Origin of the sequence: Maribacter sp. Asnod1-A12 (genome assembly GCF_045063735.1) — a bacterium.
GTDB lineage: Bacteria > Bacteroidota > Bacteroidia > Flavobacteriales > Flavobacteriaceae > Maribacter.
This window is the reverse complement of record NZ_JBEFNZ010000006.1, coordinates 249,537-268,619: the sequence shown is the minus strand read 5'-3', so window position 1 is coordinate 268,619 and position 19,083 is coordinate 249,537. Positions and strand designations below refer to the sequence as shown.

The window sequence follows — 19,083 nt, the reverse complement described above, 5'->3', positions numbered from 1 at the left end:
GTGACTAAGAAACAATAATTATGGGGATTATATCTTTTATCGGTTTTACATTATTAGTAGCTATTATAGCTTATATATCAACACGTAAAACGAATGAAAAGTCTTCTGATGGTTATTTTTTAGGTGGTAGAAGTTTAACAGGACCAATTATTGCAGGTTCTTTATTATTGACCAATTTATCTACTGAACAAATTGTAGGTATGAACGGTGTTTCTTTTCGCGATGGTCTACCGATCATAGCTTATGAAGTAATAGCTGCCGTAGCAATGGTTTTTACCGCGTTTGTGTTACTGCCAAAATATTTAAAAAGTGGTATTGCTACTATACCACAATTTTTAGAGAAAAGATATGATACTTCTACAAAGACTATTGTTTCTATTCTGTTTCTGTTAGGCTATGCAATATCAATGTTGCCTACTGTTTTGTATTCAGGTGCGTTGGCGATCAATACCATGTTCGATGTTCCTGAAGCATTAGGTATGGAGCCAGAGCAAACACTTTGGGTAACTGTATGGTCAATAGGTATAATAGGTAGTATATATGCAATTTTTGGAGGTTTAAGGGCGGTTGCTGTATCAGATTCTATTAATGCGGTTGGTTTAATAATAGGTGGCGCGTTAATACCCATATTTGGTCTAATGTTTATAGGTGACGGTAATGTATTTACAGGCTTAGATATACTGACAACGGCACTCCCTGAAAAATTCGATATAATTGGAGGCCCGGAATCTGATGTGCCATTTTGGACTATTTTTACAGGAATGATAATCGTCAATTTTTATTATTGGGGTACTAATCAGGCCATTATTCAAAGAGCTCTTGGAGCTAAAAATTTAAAAGAAGGTCAAAAGGGTCTTTTATTAGCTGCTTTTTTAAAAATATTAGGTCCTATTATAGTTGTGTTGCCAGGGATTATAGCCTTCTATATTTTTAAAGGTGATATTGCTAACGCAGATGAGGCATACCCTATGTTAGTTAAGAAGATATTGCCTACTGCCTTCGTTGGTTTTTTTGCGGCAGTTCTTTTTGGGGCTATTTTAAGTTCATTTAATAGTGCTCTTAACAGCTCTGTAACTCTTTATGGTTTGGATTTTTATAAGCAATACATCAATAAAAATGCATCTGATGTTAAAGTCGTAAAAGCAGGAAAGAGATTTGGTGCTTTTTTAGCCATTTTCTCAATGGCCATTGCGCCTCTGCTGTATGGAGTTCAAGGTGGTATTTTTACATATTTACAAGAGTTAAATGGTACACACAGTGTACCTATTTTAGCTATTATAATTGTAGGAATATTTTCTAAACGTGTTACTGCAAAAGCAGCCAATATGGCTATCCTCTTTAGTGTTATTACATATTTAGTAGCCTTATACGTAGTTAGGCCTATAAGCTTGGAAAACGGCACTTACTTTCCGCATTTTTTGCATTTAATGGGAATTATTTTCATGCTAGCATTAATTATCATGTTTACGGTCAGTTATTTTAAACCAAGAGAAACAGATTATGTTCAAGTGTATACTGAACAAGTTGATATTAAAAATTGGAAGTATTTAAAACCTGTTGGCATTACTATTTGTACTGTTGTAATTTTCCTTTATATATATTTTGCTAACTAAATTTGGATTAAAAAGATTATAAAGTAGGAGTTGAAAATATAGAGTTTTGTCTAATGCTAAACGTTATTTACACAACATGTAAAAACAAGATAATGTAAAGTGACACTGAATTTATCACTTTAACTAATTGAGATAGGGCTTTTAGTTTGTCGGTTTAGGTTTATTGGAGAAAGGTAATAGTGTCAATTAAACTATTTTGAATTGCAAGAGCAATTTGTTTGGTTCTTTTAATGATGCTAAGGTATTAGGTTACATTTTTACCTTTAGGTAAATGAATTATAAATTCGGTACCCTGCCCAAGTTCACTTTCTATTTTTATTGATCCTCTAAGCTTTTCCACTAATGTTTTAATAATAGCCAATCCTAATCCGTGAGAACTTTCTCCGTCAGTTGGACGTGCAGAAAGTTTTTGAAACATTTTAAAAGCTTTTTTTATATCGTCTTCAGATATGCCTGGACCATAATCCTTAAAAGAAATGGTGATATGGTCGTTGCCAGAATTTACGGTTAAATCAATTTTATTTCCTTTATTAGAAAATTTAATCGCGTTGGTCATTAAGTTATCAAAAATACGGGCTACCAATTTTTGGTCTGTATGTATGATCAGTGGCTTTTCGTCAATAAACTTTCTTAATTCTTGTTTTTTTTTATCCAACCTGGTTATATAGCTTTTTTCCCACTCTTCTATAAATTCAGAAAGCTCAATGTCTTTTAGCTCAACAGTTTTCTCTGGGTGATTTACATTACTCATAAAGAGCAAATCTGTGATTAAACTATTACCACTGATAACAGATTTATTAATATATTCAATATATGATTTATGCTTTTTGTCAAGATTTTTATTTTTGTCTAATAATAGACTTAGACCGTGAATATTGTTTAGAGGACCTCTAAGGTCATGCGCCATAATACTGATGATTCCGTCTTTTTCCCTATCTAATTCCTTTAGTCTTTCATTATTTTCTACCAGTTCTTTTGTTTGTTTAGATACTTCTTTTTGAAGCATCACTTCAGACCTTTTTAAACTTCTGATACGTAAATAATAGATTGCAAAAAGTGACCCTATAATAAATAAAAAGCTAAGTATTCTAAACCATATTGTTTTCCACCAAGGCGGATTTATGTTGATTTTTAATTCCGTTTCTCTTTCATTCCAGACACCTTCATTATTAGATCCTTTTATTTTTAATACGTATGTTTTTGGATATAAATTTGTAAAGGTTAAATCGTGCTTATTACCATATTCAATCCAATTATCATTAAACCCTTCTAATTTGTATTTGTACTTATTGATTTGGGAGTTAGTAAATTCTAAGGCAGAAAATTCAAAGGTTAAATTATTTTGGTCATAGGGAAGGTCTATTGATTTCAATTCAGAAATATTCTTGTCCAACTCTATAGATTTATTGTTAACCTTAATTTCTGTAAAAACAACATTAGGAATATTTGGATTGCTTTTGATATCCTTTGGATTAAAAATTGTAAACCCAGATGTACCTCCTACCAATAAATTCCCATCTAATCCCATTGCATGACCTCCCATGTCTAAAATATTATTTCCGGGTATGGCAATATTTCTAATTTGCATGGTAAGCGAGTTTATTTGGGACAATCCATTGGGTGTTGTCAACCAAATATTGCCATCATCACCTGGTAGAATTCCAAAAATGATATTACTTGGTAAACCATCATCTACGGTGTATTGTTCAAATTTGTCAGATTCTGGGTCATATATTGATAAACCGCTTCTGGTACCGATCCATATTTTACTATTATTATCACGATATAAAGAACGAACCTTATTTCCAATAATACAGTTGTCGCAAGCTTCTTGATGGTCCCATAATTTAAACTCAAAAGTATTGGTGTTAAGCAAAATAAGTCCTCTGTCGGTACCAATCCATATTTCGGAGTCAGAAGATTTAAGTACGCAATATGCTGTTAAACTAAATAAGATTTTATTAGGATTGTCTTTAGAATATATACCCTTAATTTCCTGTGTAACTGTATTGTAAGTAACCATGCCAGCGCCTATAGTTCCAATCAACAATAGGTTGTCTTCTGCTTCATATATACTTTGTATATGGCCTATGTTACTTGCTAATGGATTATTTATAAAACCTGATTCTATAATAAATTTATCTTCATTTCTATGATACTTATAGAGCCCACCACTTTGTGTGCCTACCCAAATGATATTGTTTTTAGAACGTTGAATTGCACGAATTCTCGGAATATTTTCATCACCTCGGTAACTAAAATCTTCAACATAATTTCTAAATAACTTAGATTTCGGATCAAATCGGCTTAGTCCATTATTAGTTCCTACCCATATAGTACCATCTAAGTCTTGCAACATTGCACGAACACCATTATGAACCAACGAATTATTACTGTAGTTGTCTTTTTCCCAATGATTAAAGTTTAGATTTTTTAAATCAAATTTGTTTAAACCGTTTCCAGTGGTTGCCATCCAAATATTTTTGGATTTATCAACTATTACATCTTCTATAGAATTACTTCCTATTTTGTATGCAGAGATTCCATCAGACTTATAAATTTTAATCTCTTGTGATTCTAAGTTATAATTTAACAATCCACTACCATTTGTAGATAACCAAATACTGCCATCATTATCATTATAAATCTTCCATATGCACATTTCGCTAATACCATATGGGTCATTCTCTTCAATTGATATTTTTTCAAGCGGTTCAGTACGAGTATTTAAAACTGCTAACCCATTGTCCGTACCAATCCATAACATACCGTTTGAATAGTATAAATCGTTTATGAATTCTGAAGGAAGTGCGTTTTTATTGATACTGTTTAAAGAAGTTTTGGTGAATTTACCACTTGTCGGTATGAAGTAATATAGTCCTTGAAACTCGTCTCCAACCCAAAGGTTACCCTTATCATCTTCAGCTAATGCTTTTACCGAATAGTCACAATTTTGGCATTCTTTTGGTTGTTTCCAATGCTGAAAGGTCTGTTGGGAACGGTTTAGTAAGTTCAATCCATTTCTTGTGCCTACCCAAAGTCTAGACTTACTATCTTCAAATATTCTGTGGACTACGTCACTACTAATAGAAGTAGAATCATTTTTTTTATGGATATACCTGGTAATAGCGCCAGTTGTTGTATTGTAAAGATTTAGACCACCACCCTCAGTTCCAATCCATATATTGCCATTAGAATCTTCTAGTAGACTCGTAATCCAATTTTCGGAAATTGTGTTGTTATTCTCTGGGTCATACTTGAATACTTTTGGTTTATATCCATCGTATCGGTTTAATCCGTTATTAGTACCAATCCAAATAAATCCATTAGAATCTTCAATTAGACTAGTAGGGTAATTAGAGGAAAGCCCTTTTTCAATGCCAATTTTCTCTAAAAATCTATTGTCTGACTGAGCGCTTAGACCCAATACCGTAAGGAGGTATAATACAGAGCTTGAAAATATCCTAATGAGAAAACGTTGCATTCATTAATTCTTATTGCTGAAAAATTATATTTAAAAGAATCTAATATAAATATTAAAACTCTTTTTTAACTTTAAAAGTGTATGAATTTTCTGTATTTTTTTAAATAAATGAAATACATTGATTGCTAATAATCTTGTTGTAATTTATTAATCAGATTATAATCTTTGAAGATGTTTTTTATGAGAAGAATAGTATTATAGTAGAAACAGGGAATTTTTTATAGTTATTGATTTAATTTTTCGTTTCCATCTGCGCACGAAGCTAAACCTAATTTTTTACTACTATTTTTAAACAATGCTAAATTCATAAGATTTAACGGCTTCATAAATATACATAGATATTTAAATCTAAAGTTCACATTACGTTAGGGTTTTGTTGTATCCATTTTTTATTTTGAATTCAACTGCCATACAATTCGTATTAATATTTCACATTGCAAAATAAATCGAACCTTTAAATGTATTAATATTGTTTATTTTACCAAGTATTTCAGTCAAAGTCAATTCATTCCATTTTTTGTAGGGGCCGTTAACCTCTTTATTTATTGATACCCCAAAAATTAAGATATTTTTCTTTTAATTCTGCTTCGGTTTCCTAAATTTCAGAGTAGAGTTCTTTTTCGGTTATAGTTTTCTACATATTCAATTGAGTTTAGGTTTTTCTCAAATTGTCCACAACAGTTTTATATAAGGGTGGTTACTTAGTTTAGCAGGTGATTTAACAAATAAAACAGATTAGAAAATCTGTGAAGATTTTCGAATATGGGCTAAAAATAGCAATTAATTTTAAACGTTATTGGCAGTAGTTACTTTCTGTCTCGGTAAATATTTTATCTTCCATTTTGCCATTTTATATTACAAATTTTTTAACTTTTTTAAATTAAAAAATAGAATTTTAGCGTACATGTTATTTGCGTTCAATTCATAATCAAATTCTAATGGATGATTTATCTCCATTTAGAACGACATATTTTATAATATTCTTCTTACCCACAACGTGATAATGTTTTTTCAAGAATATGCTTGTAATCTTTAGTAATATCAATCAATGAGCAAAACTCATAAACAGCACAGGGATCTAGCTCTGTTGTTTCCATACAAGTATATCCAAATTATGAAATTAAGTTTTTGTTGAAATATGAATTAATTTGTTGCAAGTAGTCCCTAGTTTTTGTAAACCTTTAATAATCTTAACTTTTTGTAGTTTAGATATTTTCTCTTATCGATTGTTATTTTTCCACAAAATGGTACTGCTTCACCAACTTCGGAACAAGGTTCATTGCTTTCTCTATTCCAGTATATTTTAATTGTGTCATTTTCAATTTTTGTGCTCAGTTCGTCAAGATAAGGCATAAAGCATCCTCCTCCTATTTCGAAAAAAACATCTGCATTTTCATAATAGTATTTTTTTAATTCTATATTTTTTATTTTGGTTGAATCAATTGCTCCAATTTTCAATGCTCCATTAATATTATCAACGATTTCGTAAGGATATTTGATATTATAACAATCATTTGCCTCAATTATGAGTTTTGATTTGTCTACTTGTGCATTTAGTTTATTAACAATTGCGGTAACTAATAAAAGAAAAATGTAAAATATCTGTTTCATTGCAAATTGTTTTAATTACTGCCAAATATTATATATTATGTTCCAAGGTAAGGATTGGTCCATGACTTTATATCATCAATTAAAAAAACCATATGTGTCTAAAAAAATATAATCCTACAGTAAACTTTATACTCCAAATAGAATTCGGATTAACAGCTAAGATTTTTATTAATTTTTTTAAATAATAATTCTAATATCTACTTAAAATAAAACATTATAAAAAATAAATTACTAATTTTCAGTAACAGTTATCTTTTTTGTAGACAATGTTTTTCTGCAAATAAAAAACCAGCAATTCCAAAAAGCTTTGGAAAGTGCTGGTTTTATTAGTGACCTCGACAGGATTCAAACCTGTAACCTCTTGAGCCGTAATCAAGTGCGCTATTCAGTTGCGCCACGAGGCCATTTTGATTTTCCCTTAACGGGGTGCAAATATATTTCTTTTTACTTTTACCACAAAATTAAGAACACAATATTAAATGGATTTTAAAAGCTTTATTAGAGATGTGCCTGATTTTCCTAAAGAAGGAGTAGTTTTTAAGGACATAACATTATTACTTCAAAACCCTAAAGCACTTAATACAACAGCTAATGCATTGTTTGATTTGTTAAATGGTCAAAAGATAGACAAGGTAGTTGGTATGGAAAGCAGGGGATTTATTTTTGGTCCTATGTTAGCTCATAAGTTAAATGCCGGATTTGTACCCGTACGTAAACCTGGTAAGCTGCCGTCTAGCACGTTGAGTGAGACTTACGATTTAGAGTATGGTACAGATACCTTGGAAATTCATATTGATGGTATTGAGAAAGGGGATAAGGTCTTAATACATGATGATGTATTAGCAACTGGAGGTACTGCTAAAGCTACGTGTAATTTAATAGAAAGATTGGGAGGAGAAATAGTTCAATGTAATTTTCTAATTGAACTCACTTTTTTAAAAGGTGGTTCTAGAATAAATGACTATGCCGTAAAATCTTTAGTAAAATACTAGTCTAGCGTTTTTTTGGTAATAAAATAACGCCAGCCAATTAGGGCCATTTGTAGCTTGTTAGCTTTAGATAAATCTAATTGTTGTTTACTGTAAGAAGGTAAGACAGCTTTGTTTAGCTTGGCTATTAATTTGTAGAGCTTCTTTTTCAAATTAAAATTTTTATAAAAATACATAAATTACTCAACGCTTGATCAAGTTGCTAAGCGGCTATGAATATATTTTTATAAAGTATTTAGTGATACACTAAGGTTACGATTATACTTAAGATTAAGACAACAAGAAGTTTTATTAAAGTAATCATATTAAAGTTTTAGTGGTAGATTATTTTTAGATGGTTTTCGAAAGATATGATTGTAGTAGTGTTCCCACAAATGAAAATTGTTAAAATAATGATTTTGAATACTAATATGTAAGAGTAAAAATTAAATATATTATAATTAATAACTCACTTGCTACGATTGAGTTTTAATATGTAATTTTATTATTCATTTGTCTATTAAATTGTAATAATTGTAGGGCGTTTTTTAATGATATTTAGAAAACGTAGAGCTAAAGTTTATAGATATTACATAAAAAGTATCTTTCCGTTCTTCTTCTAGCAAAAAAAAAATCTATGCATTATAAGCATAGAGATTTATTGTTTAGTCGGTGAAAATTTAGTTTTCATATGATATCAAATGTCATATGCGTTCACATATCTTCTAATTATATTTGTCAAAATTTTTTTCATGCAAGATTTCTTATTTATTGTTGGCGGGTTGGTATTGCTTATTGCAGGTGGAAACTGGCTCTTGAAAGCTGCGGTAGATTTATCGTTAAAACTAAAAATTCCTAAAATCGTAATTGGAATGACGGTGGTATCTTTTGCGACATCGGCACCTGAGCTTATTGTAAGTATAAACGCCGCTTTAGACGGATTTCCAGATTTGGCTTTCGGTAATGTAGTAGGGTCTAATATTGCTAATCTAGGTTTGGTGCTTGCCATAACTATTCTGCTTAGTCCTATTGATGTTAGTAAAAGTTTCTATACTACGGACTGGCCTGTAATGATGTTGGCTTCTTTACTCTTTTTCTTCTTTATATATTTTGACGGAGTGCTTGTGCGATATGAAGGTATAATAATGGTAGTTTTTCTTTTTCTATTTTTGATATATCTGTTGCGTTTTCAAAAACCTGCGGTTATAGATGGGGAAGATGAGCCGGATGTTATGATGCCTACCTATAAAACAGCCTTGTTTTTAGGGCTAGGTGGAGGTGCTCTTTGGGGAGGTTCCGAACTTTTGATTAGTGGAGCTGTTGGTATGGCGACTATATTTGGTGTTAGTGAGCGTGTAATCGCCATAACTATTGTCTCTGTAGGGACAAGTATTCCAGAATTAGCAGCGTCTATTATAGCGGTAATTAAGAAAGAAAAAGCAATTTCTTTAGGTAACTTAATAGGATCTAATATTTTTAATCTTCTTGCGGTATTGGGAATTACATCTATAATTACACCAATATCGGTTATGGATGAAGGTCTTTTGAAAAATGATATCTTCTGGATGTTGGGTATTTCTTTCCTTATTCTTCCATTGGTTTTTATACCCAAAGGATTACGTTTGGGGTGGAGAGATGGTTTGATATTAATAAGTGTTTATTTAGCCTTTATATATGTGACTATTGGATAAGCTCTTATGGTTTAAAATGGTATTAATAAAAAACGCCCTGAACAAGTTCAAGGCGTTTCTAATGTAATCAACAATTAATTTGGTATTAAATCTTTGCAGTTTTAACCGTTTTAATGATTCTAGCTGCAATTTTGTATGGATCACCATTTGAAGCAGGTCTTCTGTCTTCTAGCCATCCTTTATAACCTTTTTCAACAGCAATTAATGGAATACGTATTGAAGCACCTCTATCTGAAACTCCCCAAGAGAAATCTGTAATAGCAGCAGTTTCGTGTAAACCAGTTAAACGTTGATCGTTGAATTCACCATATACAGCAATATGTTCTTTAACAAATGGGCGGAAAGATTCGCAAATAGCTGCGTAAGTTTCTTTAGAACCACAAGTTCTTAGTGTCGTGTTAGAGAAATTTGCATGCATACCAGATCCGTTCCAGTCCATGTCTTTTCCTAATGGTTTTGGGTGATACTCAATATAGTAACCGTACTTTTCAGTTAACCTGTCTAAAAGGTATCTTGAAATCCAAATTTCATCACCTGCTTTTTTAGCACCTTTTGCAAATAATTGATATTCCCACTGTCCTGACGCAACTTCTTGGTTAATACCTTCAAAGTTTAAACCTGCATCAATACAAAGATCTGCATGTTCTTCAACTAAACCTCTACCATGAGTATTTTTACCACCTACAGAGCAGTAGTACATACCTTGTGGAGCAGGGTAACCACCAATAGGGAAACCTAAAGGTAATTGTGTTTTAGTATCCATAATGAAATATTCTTGCTCGAAACCGAACCAGAAATCATCATCTTCATCATCAATCGTAGCTCTACCATTAGATACGTGCGGAGTGCCGTCAGCATTCATTACTTCTGTCATAACTAAATAACCATTGATTCTATCAGGATCAGGGTATATAGCTACAGGTACTAATAAACAGTCAGATGATCCACCTTCAGCTTGTTTTGTTGAAGACCCGTCAAAAGACCAGTTACCTATTTCCTCTAATGTACCTTTAAAATCTTCGTGTTCTTCTACTTTAGTTTTACTTCTTAAGTTTTGAGTAGGAAAGTACCCGTCTAACCACAAGTACTCTAATTTAATTTTAGCCATAATATAGTGTTATAAATTTATGTTAATATAATAAGACAGGTAAAAATAAGTTTTTTGAGGAATTATAGGCATTTTTAAGGGGGTAAATCTGTGATTATTAGATTTTTTGGAACATACCCCTATATATTATCGGGTATATTATCAAATATCTATTTTTTGAACGTAATTTTGTCAAATTAATAATTTATTTAAATATGAGGTCATCAAGATTCACTGCAATAACCGAAAGTCAGAATAGAAAAAGTATCGCCATAGAAGAGAAAGGTAGAAGATCTGATCTGTTCAGTATCAATGTATTCAATGAGCGTAAGATGCTACAGTATCTTACTAAAGATGCTCTAGAAAGCTTAAAAAGTGCAATGGTGTCGGGATCTAAAATCGATCGTAAAATTGCGGACCAGGTAGCGGAGGCTATTAAGGCATGGGCAATTACTATGGGTGCTACACACTACACACATTGGTTTCAGCCTTTAACAGGTTCTACGGCAGAAAAACACGATGCTTTTTTTGATTTGTTATCTGACGGTAGGGCTTTAGAGAAATTTGGCGGTGGGCAGTTGGTTCAGCAAGAACCAGATGCATCTAGTTTTCCAAGTGGTGGAATTCGAAATACTTTTGAAGCAAGAGGTTATACTGCTTGGGATCCTTCTTCACCTGCTTTCATTTATGGTACAACCTTATGTATACCAACGATATTTGTTTCTTATACTGGCGAGGCGTTAGATAATAAAGCACCATTATTAAGAGCTTTGAGTGCTGTAGATGAGGCAGCAACGGCTGTAGCAAAATATTTTGACAAAACAGTTTCTAAAGTAAATGCAACATTAGGCTGGGAGCAAGAATATTTTTTAATAGATAAGGCTCTTGCTCATTCTAGACCAGATATTATGATGACGGGTAGAACGCTAGTAGGTGAGACACCTGCAAAAGGGCAACAGCTAGATGATCATTATTTTGGGGTAATACCTAGTCGTGTACTTAGTTTTATGAGTGATTTGGAACAGGAATGTACCAAATTGGGCATACCTGTAAAAACGAGACATAATGAGGTAGCGCCAAATCAGTTTGAGTTGGCTCCAGTATTTGAAGAAGCGAATCTTGCAATTGATCATAACTTATTGTTGATGGATGTGATGGATAAAATTGCAGACAAACATCATTTTAAAGTGTTGTTTCATGAAAAGCCCTTTGCGGGTATTAATGGCTCTGGTAAGCATAATAATTGGTCATTGGCAACAGATACCGGTGTTAATTTATTGAGTCCGGGTTCTACGCCAATGAAAAACCTACAATTCTTGACATTTTTTATAAATACAATAAAAGCGGTCGATACTTATGAAGAGCTTTTGCGTTCTTCCATTGCATCTGCCAGTAATGATCATCGATTGGGAGCTAACGAAGCTCCGCCAGCAATCTTTTCCATATTTGTGGGTACGCAATTAAGTAATGTTTTAGATGAACTTGAAGGGGTGTCGAAGGGTAAATTATCTCCAGAGGAAAAAACAGAACTAAAATTGAATGTTGTAGGTAAGATTCCAGAAATTTTAATGGATAATACCGATCGTAATAGAACATCACCTTTCGCATTTACAGGTAATAAATTCGAAATGCGAGGAGTGGGTGCAAAAACGAATTGCGCCAAACCAATGACTATTCTTAATACTATAGTAGCTAAGCAATTAAAGGACTTTAAAAAGGAAGTAGATGTTTTGGTAGATAAGAAAAGTTTGAAAAAAGATGAAGCTGTTTTTAATGTACTTCGAGAATATATTAAAACTTCTAAGCGTATTCGTTTTGATGGTGACGGGTATAGTATAGACTGGGAAAATGAGGCTAAAAGACGAAAATTAAGTAATAATAAAAATACACCCGAAGCTTTAGAGGTTTTGACGTCAAAAGAAAGTATAGCACTTTTTGAGTCGATGAATGTAATGAGCCAAGTAGAGATCAGTGCACGTAGAGAGGTAGATTTGGAGAATTATATTCTGCATGTGCAAATAGAAGGTAGGGTGTATAATGAATTGGTTTACGGCTTTATTATGCCTGCTGCATTAGAGTATCAAAATAAGCTGATAAAGAACGTAGCGGGATTAAAAGAAATATATGGTGCCGCACATAAAAAATTCTCTGAAGGGCAACTTACTATGATAGAGGAGATTGCCGAGCATGTTGTGGGTATTAAAAAAATGGTAGATGCTATGGCAGATGCTCGTAAAAAGGCAAACGCTATGAAGGATACTAAGAAAAAAGCAGAATCATATTGTTATAATGTAAAACCTTATTTTTCGGAGATTAGAGCTCATAGCGATAAGTTAGAAAAACTTATGGACAATAATTTATGGCCATTGACAAAATATAGAGAATTGTTATTTATTGAGTAAATCTAACTGATAATTTAAAAAATGAGGGAATATTAAGCTGTTCAAAGGTTAGAGTTTTAATGATTCCCTTATTTTTGCTACAAATTTAAATTATGTCCACATCAAGTAGTGAAAGATATCAACAACGTGGCGTGTCTGCTTCTAAAGAAGATGTACACAATGCGATAAAAAATATTGATAAAGGTCTATTTCCAAAGGCATTTTGTAAAATCGTTCCTGACTACTTGACGGGAGATGAAGATTACTGCTTGGTTATGCATGCAGATGGTGCAGGTACTAAATCTTCTTTGGCATATATGTATTGGAAAGAAACCGGTGATATTTCGGTATGGAAGGGTATTGCTCAAGATGCGCTTATCATGAATATAGATGATTTGATTTGTGTTGGTGCAACGGATAACATTATGCTTTCTTCTACTATTGGTAGAAATAAAAATAAAATTTCAGGGGAGGTGCTTTCTGCTATTATCAATGGTACAGAAGAACTCATCAATGATTTAGGTGAATTCGGTATCACCATTCATTCTACTGGTGGTGAAACTGCAGATGTAGGTGACTTGGTAAGAACCATTATTGTAGATTCTACAGTTACTGCTAGATTAAAAAGAAGTGATGTAATAGATAATGCCAATATTAAAGCTGGTGATGTCATTGTTGGTCTAGAATCATTTGGACAAGCAAACTATGAAAAGGAATATAATGGCGGTATGGGTAGTAACGGGCTAACTTCTGCTAGACATGATGTATTCTCAAATTATTTAGCTGATAAATTCCCAGAAAGTTTTGATGCTGAAGTACCCAAAGAGCTTGTTTATTCGGGTAATGTAAAATTGACAGATGCCGTTGAGAATTCTCCTGTCGATGCAGGTAAATTGGTATTGTCGCCAACTAGAACTTATGCACCGATAGTTAAAAAAATACTTTCAGAATATACATCAGAGTCAATACATGGTATGATCCACTGTAGTGGAGGGGCACAAACTAAAATACTTCATTTTATTGATGAGCTACATATCATAAAAGACAATTTATTTGATGTGCCACCACTTTTTAAACTTATTCAAGAGCAGTCTGGCACTGATTGGAAAGAGATGTATAAAGTCTTTAATTGCGGGCATAGATTAGAATTTTATGTGTCAGAAGAGATTGCAGATAATATTATTGAAATATCGAAAAGTTTTGGTGTAAATGCCCAAATTATTGGTAGGGTAGAGGCATCCGATTCGAAAAAACTAACAATTTCAAGTAACAATGGAACCTTTGTGTATTAACTTATACGAATAGCGTAAAAAAATCGTTCTTTTTGTATAAACCTATTCTTGCTATGGAAAGAAAAGAATTTTTACGAACGCTAGGCGCAGGTGCTGCCTTTGCGATAACTTTTCCTTGTCTAGGAAGTTGTTCTAAAGATAGTGCAGTAGAAGGGGATATCGTAACACAACCAACAGATATTGATTTTACCATAGATCTTAATTCTGAAGAGGCAGAAAATTTAGCGAACAATGGCGGATTCATATTAAAGAATTTAGTCGTAGTTGTCAAGAATTTGGAAGGGGAGTTTGTGGCGGCAACACAGATTTGTAGTCATGAACAGTACGATCAAGTTCGTTTTGTAGATCAAGAAGGTGGTATTTTTTATTGCGATGTACACGGTTCTAAATTTTCCCAAACAGGTACACCTTTAAATGAAATCCCTAATAGTACATCCAAAGCATTAAAAATATACAATACCACTCTAGATGGTGATATTTTAAGAGTTTTTGAATAAATAATTACCTTTTTACTTAGCCTAAATAAAACCAACCTAGCTTTTTATTTTTATTTGTTAATCTTTATATTCAATTAGAGAAAGTTAGTGAAAAAAATTTGTGCCTTAATATTCTGTCTAATGACCTATTTTACATATGGTCAAGAAGAAAAGTATGTGACTGTAAAAAAGTCTTATGAGGTTATGGGAGGCGATTTTGATATAACGGTAATTTCTGTTGATGAAGAATTAGGTTTTATCTATATACAAGAGGCACTTGCAGAAGTGCAAAGAATAGAAAAATTAATTTCTTCATGGGATAAGGATTCAGAAACAAGTTTGATCAATAAAAATGCAGGAATTAAACCTGTGCCAGTAAGTTGGGAACTCTATAGGTTAATTGAACGTTCTATTCAGATTTCAGAAATTACTAACGGTGCTTTTGACATAACTTTTAGTACTTTGAGCGATATTTGGAAACTTGACGGCACTATGGAAGTTGTACCTTCTGTAGCTCAAATAAATGAGTCGAAAAGTAAAATTGGATTTAAAAATATTATTCTAAACAGTAAGAATCAAACCGTATTTCTTAATAAAAAAGGAATGCGAATCTCTTTTGGTGGTATTGGTAAAGGTTTTGCTGCAGATAAGGTAAAAGCATTGCTGGTGTCTAAGGATGTAAAAGCTGGTATTATCAATATTGGCGGAGATATAACAACTTGGGGAACGAAAGTAACAGGAGATAAGTGGTTGATAGGGGTGGTAAACCCAGAGTTAAGCAGCAACGTATCATCATGGATTCCAATTTTAGAATCTTCTGTCGCAACCACTGGTGGTGATGTTGATTTTATAATGTCGGATAATCAAAAGTATACTCATATTTTAAACCCTAAGACAGGGTATCCTGCAACAGGTATTAACAGTGTGTCGGTATTTGCAAAGAGTGCAGAAATTTCAGATGCCTTGGCAACGGCTATTTTTGTATTAGGCTTAGATCATGGCTTGGCTCTAATTAATCAATTAGGAGATACAGAGGTGATAATAGTTGATAGTTCTAATAAATTACATAAAAGTAATGGCATTATTCTCAATTGATTTTTCTTTTTAAGGTTCTTCATATTTTAATAATTTTAATTCTTACCCTAACAATCGCTCTGGGCTGTCAGTAAATTTATTGTAAATTTGCTATTCAAGTGAAGTAAGCATATGATAGACAAGTTAAACATCGTAAAACAACGATTTGATGAGGTTTCAGACCTTATAATTCAGCCAGATATTATTTCTGATCAAGTGAAATATGTAAAACTTACAAAAGAATACAAAGACCTTAAAGATTTAATGGATAAGCGAGAGGAATACTTGGAACTTACCAATAATATAGAGGAAGCTGAAGAAATTATTGCTGATGGTAGTGATGCAGAAATGCTTGAAATGGCAAAAATGCAAATGGAAGAGGCTAAAGGCGGATTACCAAAACTTGAAGAGGACATTAAATTGATGTTGATACCGAAGGATCCGGAAGATGCAAAAGATGTAGTTGTTGAAATTAGAGCCGGAACCGGTGGCGATGAAGCAAGTATTTTTGCGGGCGATCTTTTTAGAATGTATACGAAGTATTGTGAAGGTAAAGGGTGGAAAACTAACGTGATCGACCTCAGTGAAGGTACTAGTGGTGGTTATAAAGAAATACAATTTGAAGTTTCTGGAGCTAACGTTTATGGAACGTTAAAGTTTGAAGCGGGTGTTCACCGTGTGCAGCGTGTTCCACAAACAGAAACCCAAGGTAGAGTACATACTAGTGCAGCTACAGTGATGGTTCTGCCAGAAGCGGAAGATTTTGATGTGCAAATAGATCCAAAAGATGTGAGAATAGATTTCTTCTGTTCTTCAGGACCTGGAGGTCAGTCTGTAAACACAACATATTCTGCTGTTCGTTTAACGCACATACCAACCGGATTGATAGCGCAGTGTCAAGATCAAAAATCACAGCATAAGAATAAGGATAAGGCATTTAGGGTACTTCGTTCTAGATTGTATGATTTAGAATTGGCTAAGAAACAAGAAGAAGATGCCGCTAAACGAAACTCTCAAGTTAGTAGTGGTGACCGTTCTGCAAAGATTAGAACGTATAACTACCCTCAGGGTAGGGTTACCGATCACCGTATTGGTCTTACGTTATATGATTTGTCTAATATTATAGATGGAGATATTCAAAGAATAATAGACGAATTAAGTTTTGTAGAGAATACAGAGAAATTGAGGGAAGCCTCTGAGATATTTTAAGTTATGACCACTCAAGAGTTAGTTGCCCAAATACATAAAAAACAATCTTTTTTATGTATTGGTTTAGATACGGATCTAGAAAAGATTCCTTCATACTTGTTGGAAGATGACGATCCTATTTTTGCGTTCAACAAAGCCATAATTGATGCAACCCATGATTTGTGCGTAGCTTATAAGCCTAATATTGCTTTTTATGAAGCATACGGAGTGCAAGGCTGGTCGGCATTACGTAAGACTATCAAATACTTAAACGAAAACTATCCTGATATATTTACCATTGCAGATGCAAAAAGAGGAGATATAGGGAACACTTCTACCAGATATGCCAAGGCATTTTTTGAAGATTTAAATTTTGATTCTATTACTATAGCTCCCTATATGGGGAGAGACTCCGTTGAACCTTTTTTAGCGTTTAAGGATAAGCACACTATTTTACTTGCGTTAACTTCTAATCAAGGTGCTTTTGATTTGCAAACTAAAAAGATAGAGGGTAAAGAACTGTATAAAGAAGTATTATCGGTATCTACAACATATGAGGGAGCTGAGAACCTGATGTATGTGGTTGGTGCTACTAAAGCTGAATATCTTACCGAAATACGTGAAATTGTACCAAATAGCTTCTTACTAGTACCTGGAGTAGGGGCACAAGGTGGAAGTCTTGAAGAAGTTTGTAAGTACGGAATGTCTAAAAATGTGGGGCTACTTATAAATTCTTCCCGTGGAATAATTTATGCATCTGATCAAGAGAACTTTGCAGATGCTGCTAAAGCCAAGGCAAAAGAGTTACAGCAGGCAATGAAAACGCAACTAGAAAAATTAAACTAAATCTTCTAAAGTTTTTTTAATTCTTTGTGCTTTTAATTCGAAGAATTCTCCCAGTTGAGTATTTGACTGAATGTGTGAAGCTTTTTCTATAAACGTCTGATATTGATACTCTAATAAGCTAATAATATCATTATTTGCTTCCATTGGTGTTACCGATCCTACCTTGCAATACTGCTTGTTCATTATACAATATTTATGTTTTTACAAATATACGTTCAGAATCAAGTTTTGGATGTGGGTATCTTAAGCTGTACATCTATTTATTAGGTAATATATCTTTTTTTTAACAATTAAAAAGATAAAAACTTAAAAGCTCATCGTTTTTTGAGTGAATTTAGGTTATCATAAATGTTATCTCAAAAAGAATTGATACATTGTAAGTTAACTGAGTTTTAAATAAAAAATAATTTGCTTCATTATATAACCTATCCACATAAAACTTCTTCTACATGGGTCACTTTTGTTCATGGGGCAGGAGGTAGTTCTTCGATTTGGTACAAGCAAATTCGTGAGTTTAAAAAACATTTTAATGTCTTGTTATTAGATTTAAGAGGTCACGGAAATTCAAAGCCTAGTCTTAAAAATGTTTTTGACGAAAGGTATACTTTTGATGTTATTACTAATGATATTGTTGAGGTCATTGATCAAGAAAATATTGAGAAATCTCACTTTGTAGGTATTTCTTTAGGTACGATACTTATAAGGAATTTAGCAGAAATTCACCCTAAACGAGTTGAGAGTATGGTTATGGGTGGTGCTATTATGAAGCTTAATTTACGCTCTCAGATACTCATTAAACTTGGGGTTGTTTTTAAAACTGTGATACCTTATTTGTGGTTGTATAAATTTTTCGCATTTATTATTATGCCAAATAAGAACCATAGAGAGTCTAGGTCGCTCTTTGTTCGTGAAGCAAAGAAATTATATCAAAAAGAATTTATACGTTGGTTTAAGCTTACCTCAGAGATTAATCCACTCTTACGTTTTTTTAGGTCGGCAGATATTAAAATACCCACACTATATGTAATGGGGGAAGAAGATTATTTGTTTTTGCCAAGCATTCGCAAAATTGTGAAATTACATCAGAATTCTCAGTTGATAGTTATTAAAGATTGTGGTCATGTGGTAAATGTTGAGAAACCGAACTTTTTTAACGAGAAGGTGGTAGATTATTTGTTATTTCAAAATTAAACAAATTATTAACCGAATAGTAGGGTAGTGTTTTTTAACTCTAAATTTTAATTTTGGTGCCAAACAAAAAAAACCGATGCTCCCACCGGTTTTTAACTAACTAACTAACTCAAAAAATAACTAACTCAAAAAATTGAAAATGAATGCTTTAATACTGTTCTGTTTAGTTTTAACGCATATC

The 19,083-nt window shown here is 32.8% G+C and carries 14 protein-coding genes and 1 tRNA gene; 10 read left to right on the top strand and 5 right to left on the bottom strand.

All coding sequences use genetic code 11. The annotated features are described in order from the left end of the window. Positions 1-20: 20 nt before the first annotated feature. The gene (locus ACJJVP_RS01165; protein WP_405410120.1) at positions 21-1,613 is read left to right on the top strand and encodes a solute:sodium symporter family transporter; all 1,593 of its coding nucleotides are present in this window, start codon (positions 21-23) and stop codon (positions 1,611-1,613) included. Positions 1,614-1,857: 244 nt separating this feature from the next. Here the strand turns inward: ACJJVP_RS01165 and ACJJVP_RS01160 are convergent, their stop codons facing one another. From ACJJVP_RS01160 to ACJJVP_RS01150, 3 genes are all read right to left on the bottom strand, one after another. Beyond that, positions 1,858-5,097, bottom strand: coding sequence for a two-component regulator propeller domain-containing protein (locus ACJJVP_RS01160; protein WP_405410118.1), 3,240 nt, complete (start codon positions 5,095-5,097; stop codon positions 1,858-1,860). A 1,164-nt stretch (positions 5,098-6,261) separates the two neighbouring features. After that, positions 6,262-6,708 (bottom strand): hypothetical protein, encoded by a 447-nt coding sequence (locus ACJJVP_RS01155; RefSeq protein ID WP_405410116.1) that lies wholly within the window; start codon positions 6,706-6,708, stop codon positions 6,262-6,264. A gap of 330 nt (positions 6,709-7,038) precedes the next feature. Beyond that, positions 7,039-7,112, bottom strand: a tRNA-Arg gene (locus ACJJVP_RS01150). A 75-nt stretch (positions 7,113-7,187) separates the two neighbouring features. On the opposite strand from ACJJVP_RS01150, the gene ACJJVP_RS01145 reads away from it, so the two are divergent. Both ACJJVP_RS01145 and ACJJVP_RS01140 read left to right on the top strand, forming a co-directional pair. Next, positions 7,188-7,700, top strand: a complete 513-nt coding sequence (locus ACJJVP_RS01145; RefSeq protein WP_405410114.1) for an adenine phosphoribosyltransferase — start codon at positions 7,188-7,190, stop codon at positions 7,698-7,700. Positions 7,701-8,428: 728 nt separating this feature from the next. Further along, positions 8,429-9,367, top strand: coding sequence for a calcium/sodium antiporter (locus ACJJVP_RS01140; protein WP_405410112.1), 939 nt, complete (start codon positions 8,429-8,431; stop codon positions 9,365-9,367). An 85-nt stretch (positions 9,368-9,452) separates the two neighbouring features. Here the strand turns inward: ACJJVP_RS01140 and ACJJVP_RS01135 are convergent, their stop codons facing one another. Next, the gene (locus ACJJVP_RS01135; RefSeq protein ID WP_405410110.1) at positions 9,453-10,475 is read right to left on the bottom strand and encodes a glutamine synthetase beta-grasp domain-containing protein; all 1,023 of its coding nucleotides are present in this window, start codon (positions 10,473-10,475) and stop codon (positions 9,453-9,455) included. Between the two features lie 194 nt (positions 10,476-10,669). Here ACJJVP_RS01135 and ACJJVP_RS01130 point away from each other — a divergent pair, with 194 nt between their 5' ends. From ACJJVP_RS01130 to pyrF, 6 genes are all read left to right on the top strand, one after another. Next, on the top strand, positions 10,670-12,856 hold the full coding sequence (locus ACJJVP_RS01130) for a glutamine synthetase III (protein ID WP_405410108.1): 2,187 nt from the start codon (positions 10,670-10,672) through the stop codon (positions 12,854-12,856). 92 nt (positions 12,857-12,948) lie between these two features. Next, positions 12,949-14,127 carry an AIR synthase related protein gene (locus ACJJVP_RS01125; protein ID WP_405410106.1) on the top strand — a complete coding sequence of 393 codons (1,179 nt, stop codon included), beginning with the start codon at positions 12,949-12,951 and terminating at the stop codon, positions 14,125-14,127. 53 nt (positions 14,128-14,180) lie between these two features. After that, the gene (locus tag ACJJVP_RS01120) at positions 14,181-14,624 is read left to right on the top strand and encodes a ubiquinol-cytochrome c reductase iron-sulfur subunit (protein ID WP_405410104.1); all 444 of its coding nucleotides are present in this window, start codon (positions 14,181-14,183) and stop codon (positions 14,622-14,624) included. A gap of 120 nt (positions 14,625-14,744) precedes the next feature. Then, positions 14,745-15,698 carry an FAD:protein FMN transferase gene (locus tag ACJJVP_RS01115; RefSeq protein WP_405410103.1) on the top strand — a complete coding sequence of 318 codons (954 nt, stop codon included), beginning with the start codon at positions 14,745-14,747 and terminating at the stop codon, positions 15,696-15,698. Positions 15,699-15,809: 111 nt separating this feature from the next. After that, positions 15,810-16,886, top strand: a complete 1,077-nt coding sequence (gene prfA, locus ACJJVP_RS01110) for a peptide chain release factor 1 (RefSeq protein ID WP_405410101.1) — start codon at positions 15,810-15,812, stop codon at positions 16,884-16,886. A gap of 3 nt (positions 16,887-16,889) precedes the next feature. Beyond that, positions 16,890-17,711, top strand: coding sequence for an orotidine-5'-phosphate decarboxylase (gene pyrF / locus ACJJVP_RS01105; protein ID WP_036152748.1), 822 nt, complete (start codon positions 16,890-16,892; stop codon positions 17,709-17,711). On the opposite strand, the gene ACJJVP_RS01100 is transcribed toward pyrF, so the two are convergent. Continuing rightward, a complete protein-coding gene (locus ACJJVP_RS01100) occupies positions 17,703-17,894 on the bottom strand; it encodes a hypothetical protein (protein ID WP_036152749.1) in 192 nt (63 codons plus the stop codon). The two genes, pyrF and ACJJVP_RS01100, sit on opposite strands and share 9 nt — an antisense overlap. Positions 17,895-18,119: 225 nt before the next feature. Between ACJJVP_RS01100 and ACJJVP_RS01095 the strand changes: the two genes are divergently transcribed. Then, positions 18,120-18,902 carry an alpha/beta fold hydrolase gene (locus tag ACJJVP_RS01095; RefSeq protein ID WP_405410099.1) on the top strand — a complete coding sequence of 261 codons (783 nt, stop codon included), beginning with the start codon at positions 18,120-18,122 and terminating at the stop codon, positions 18,900-18,902. Positions 18,903-19,083 lie beyond the last annotated feature (181 nt).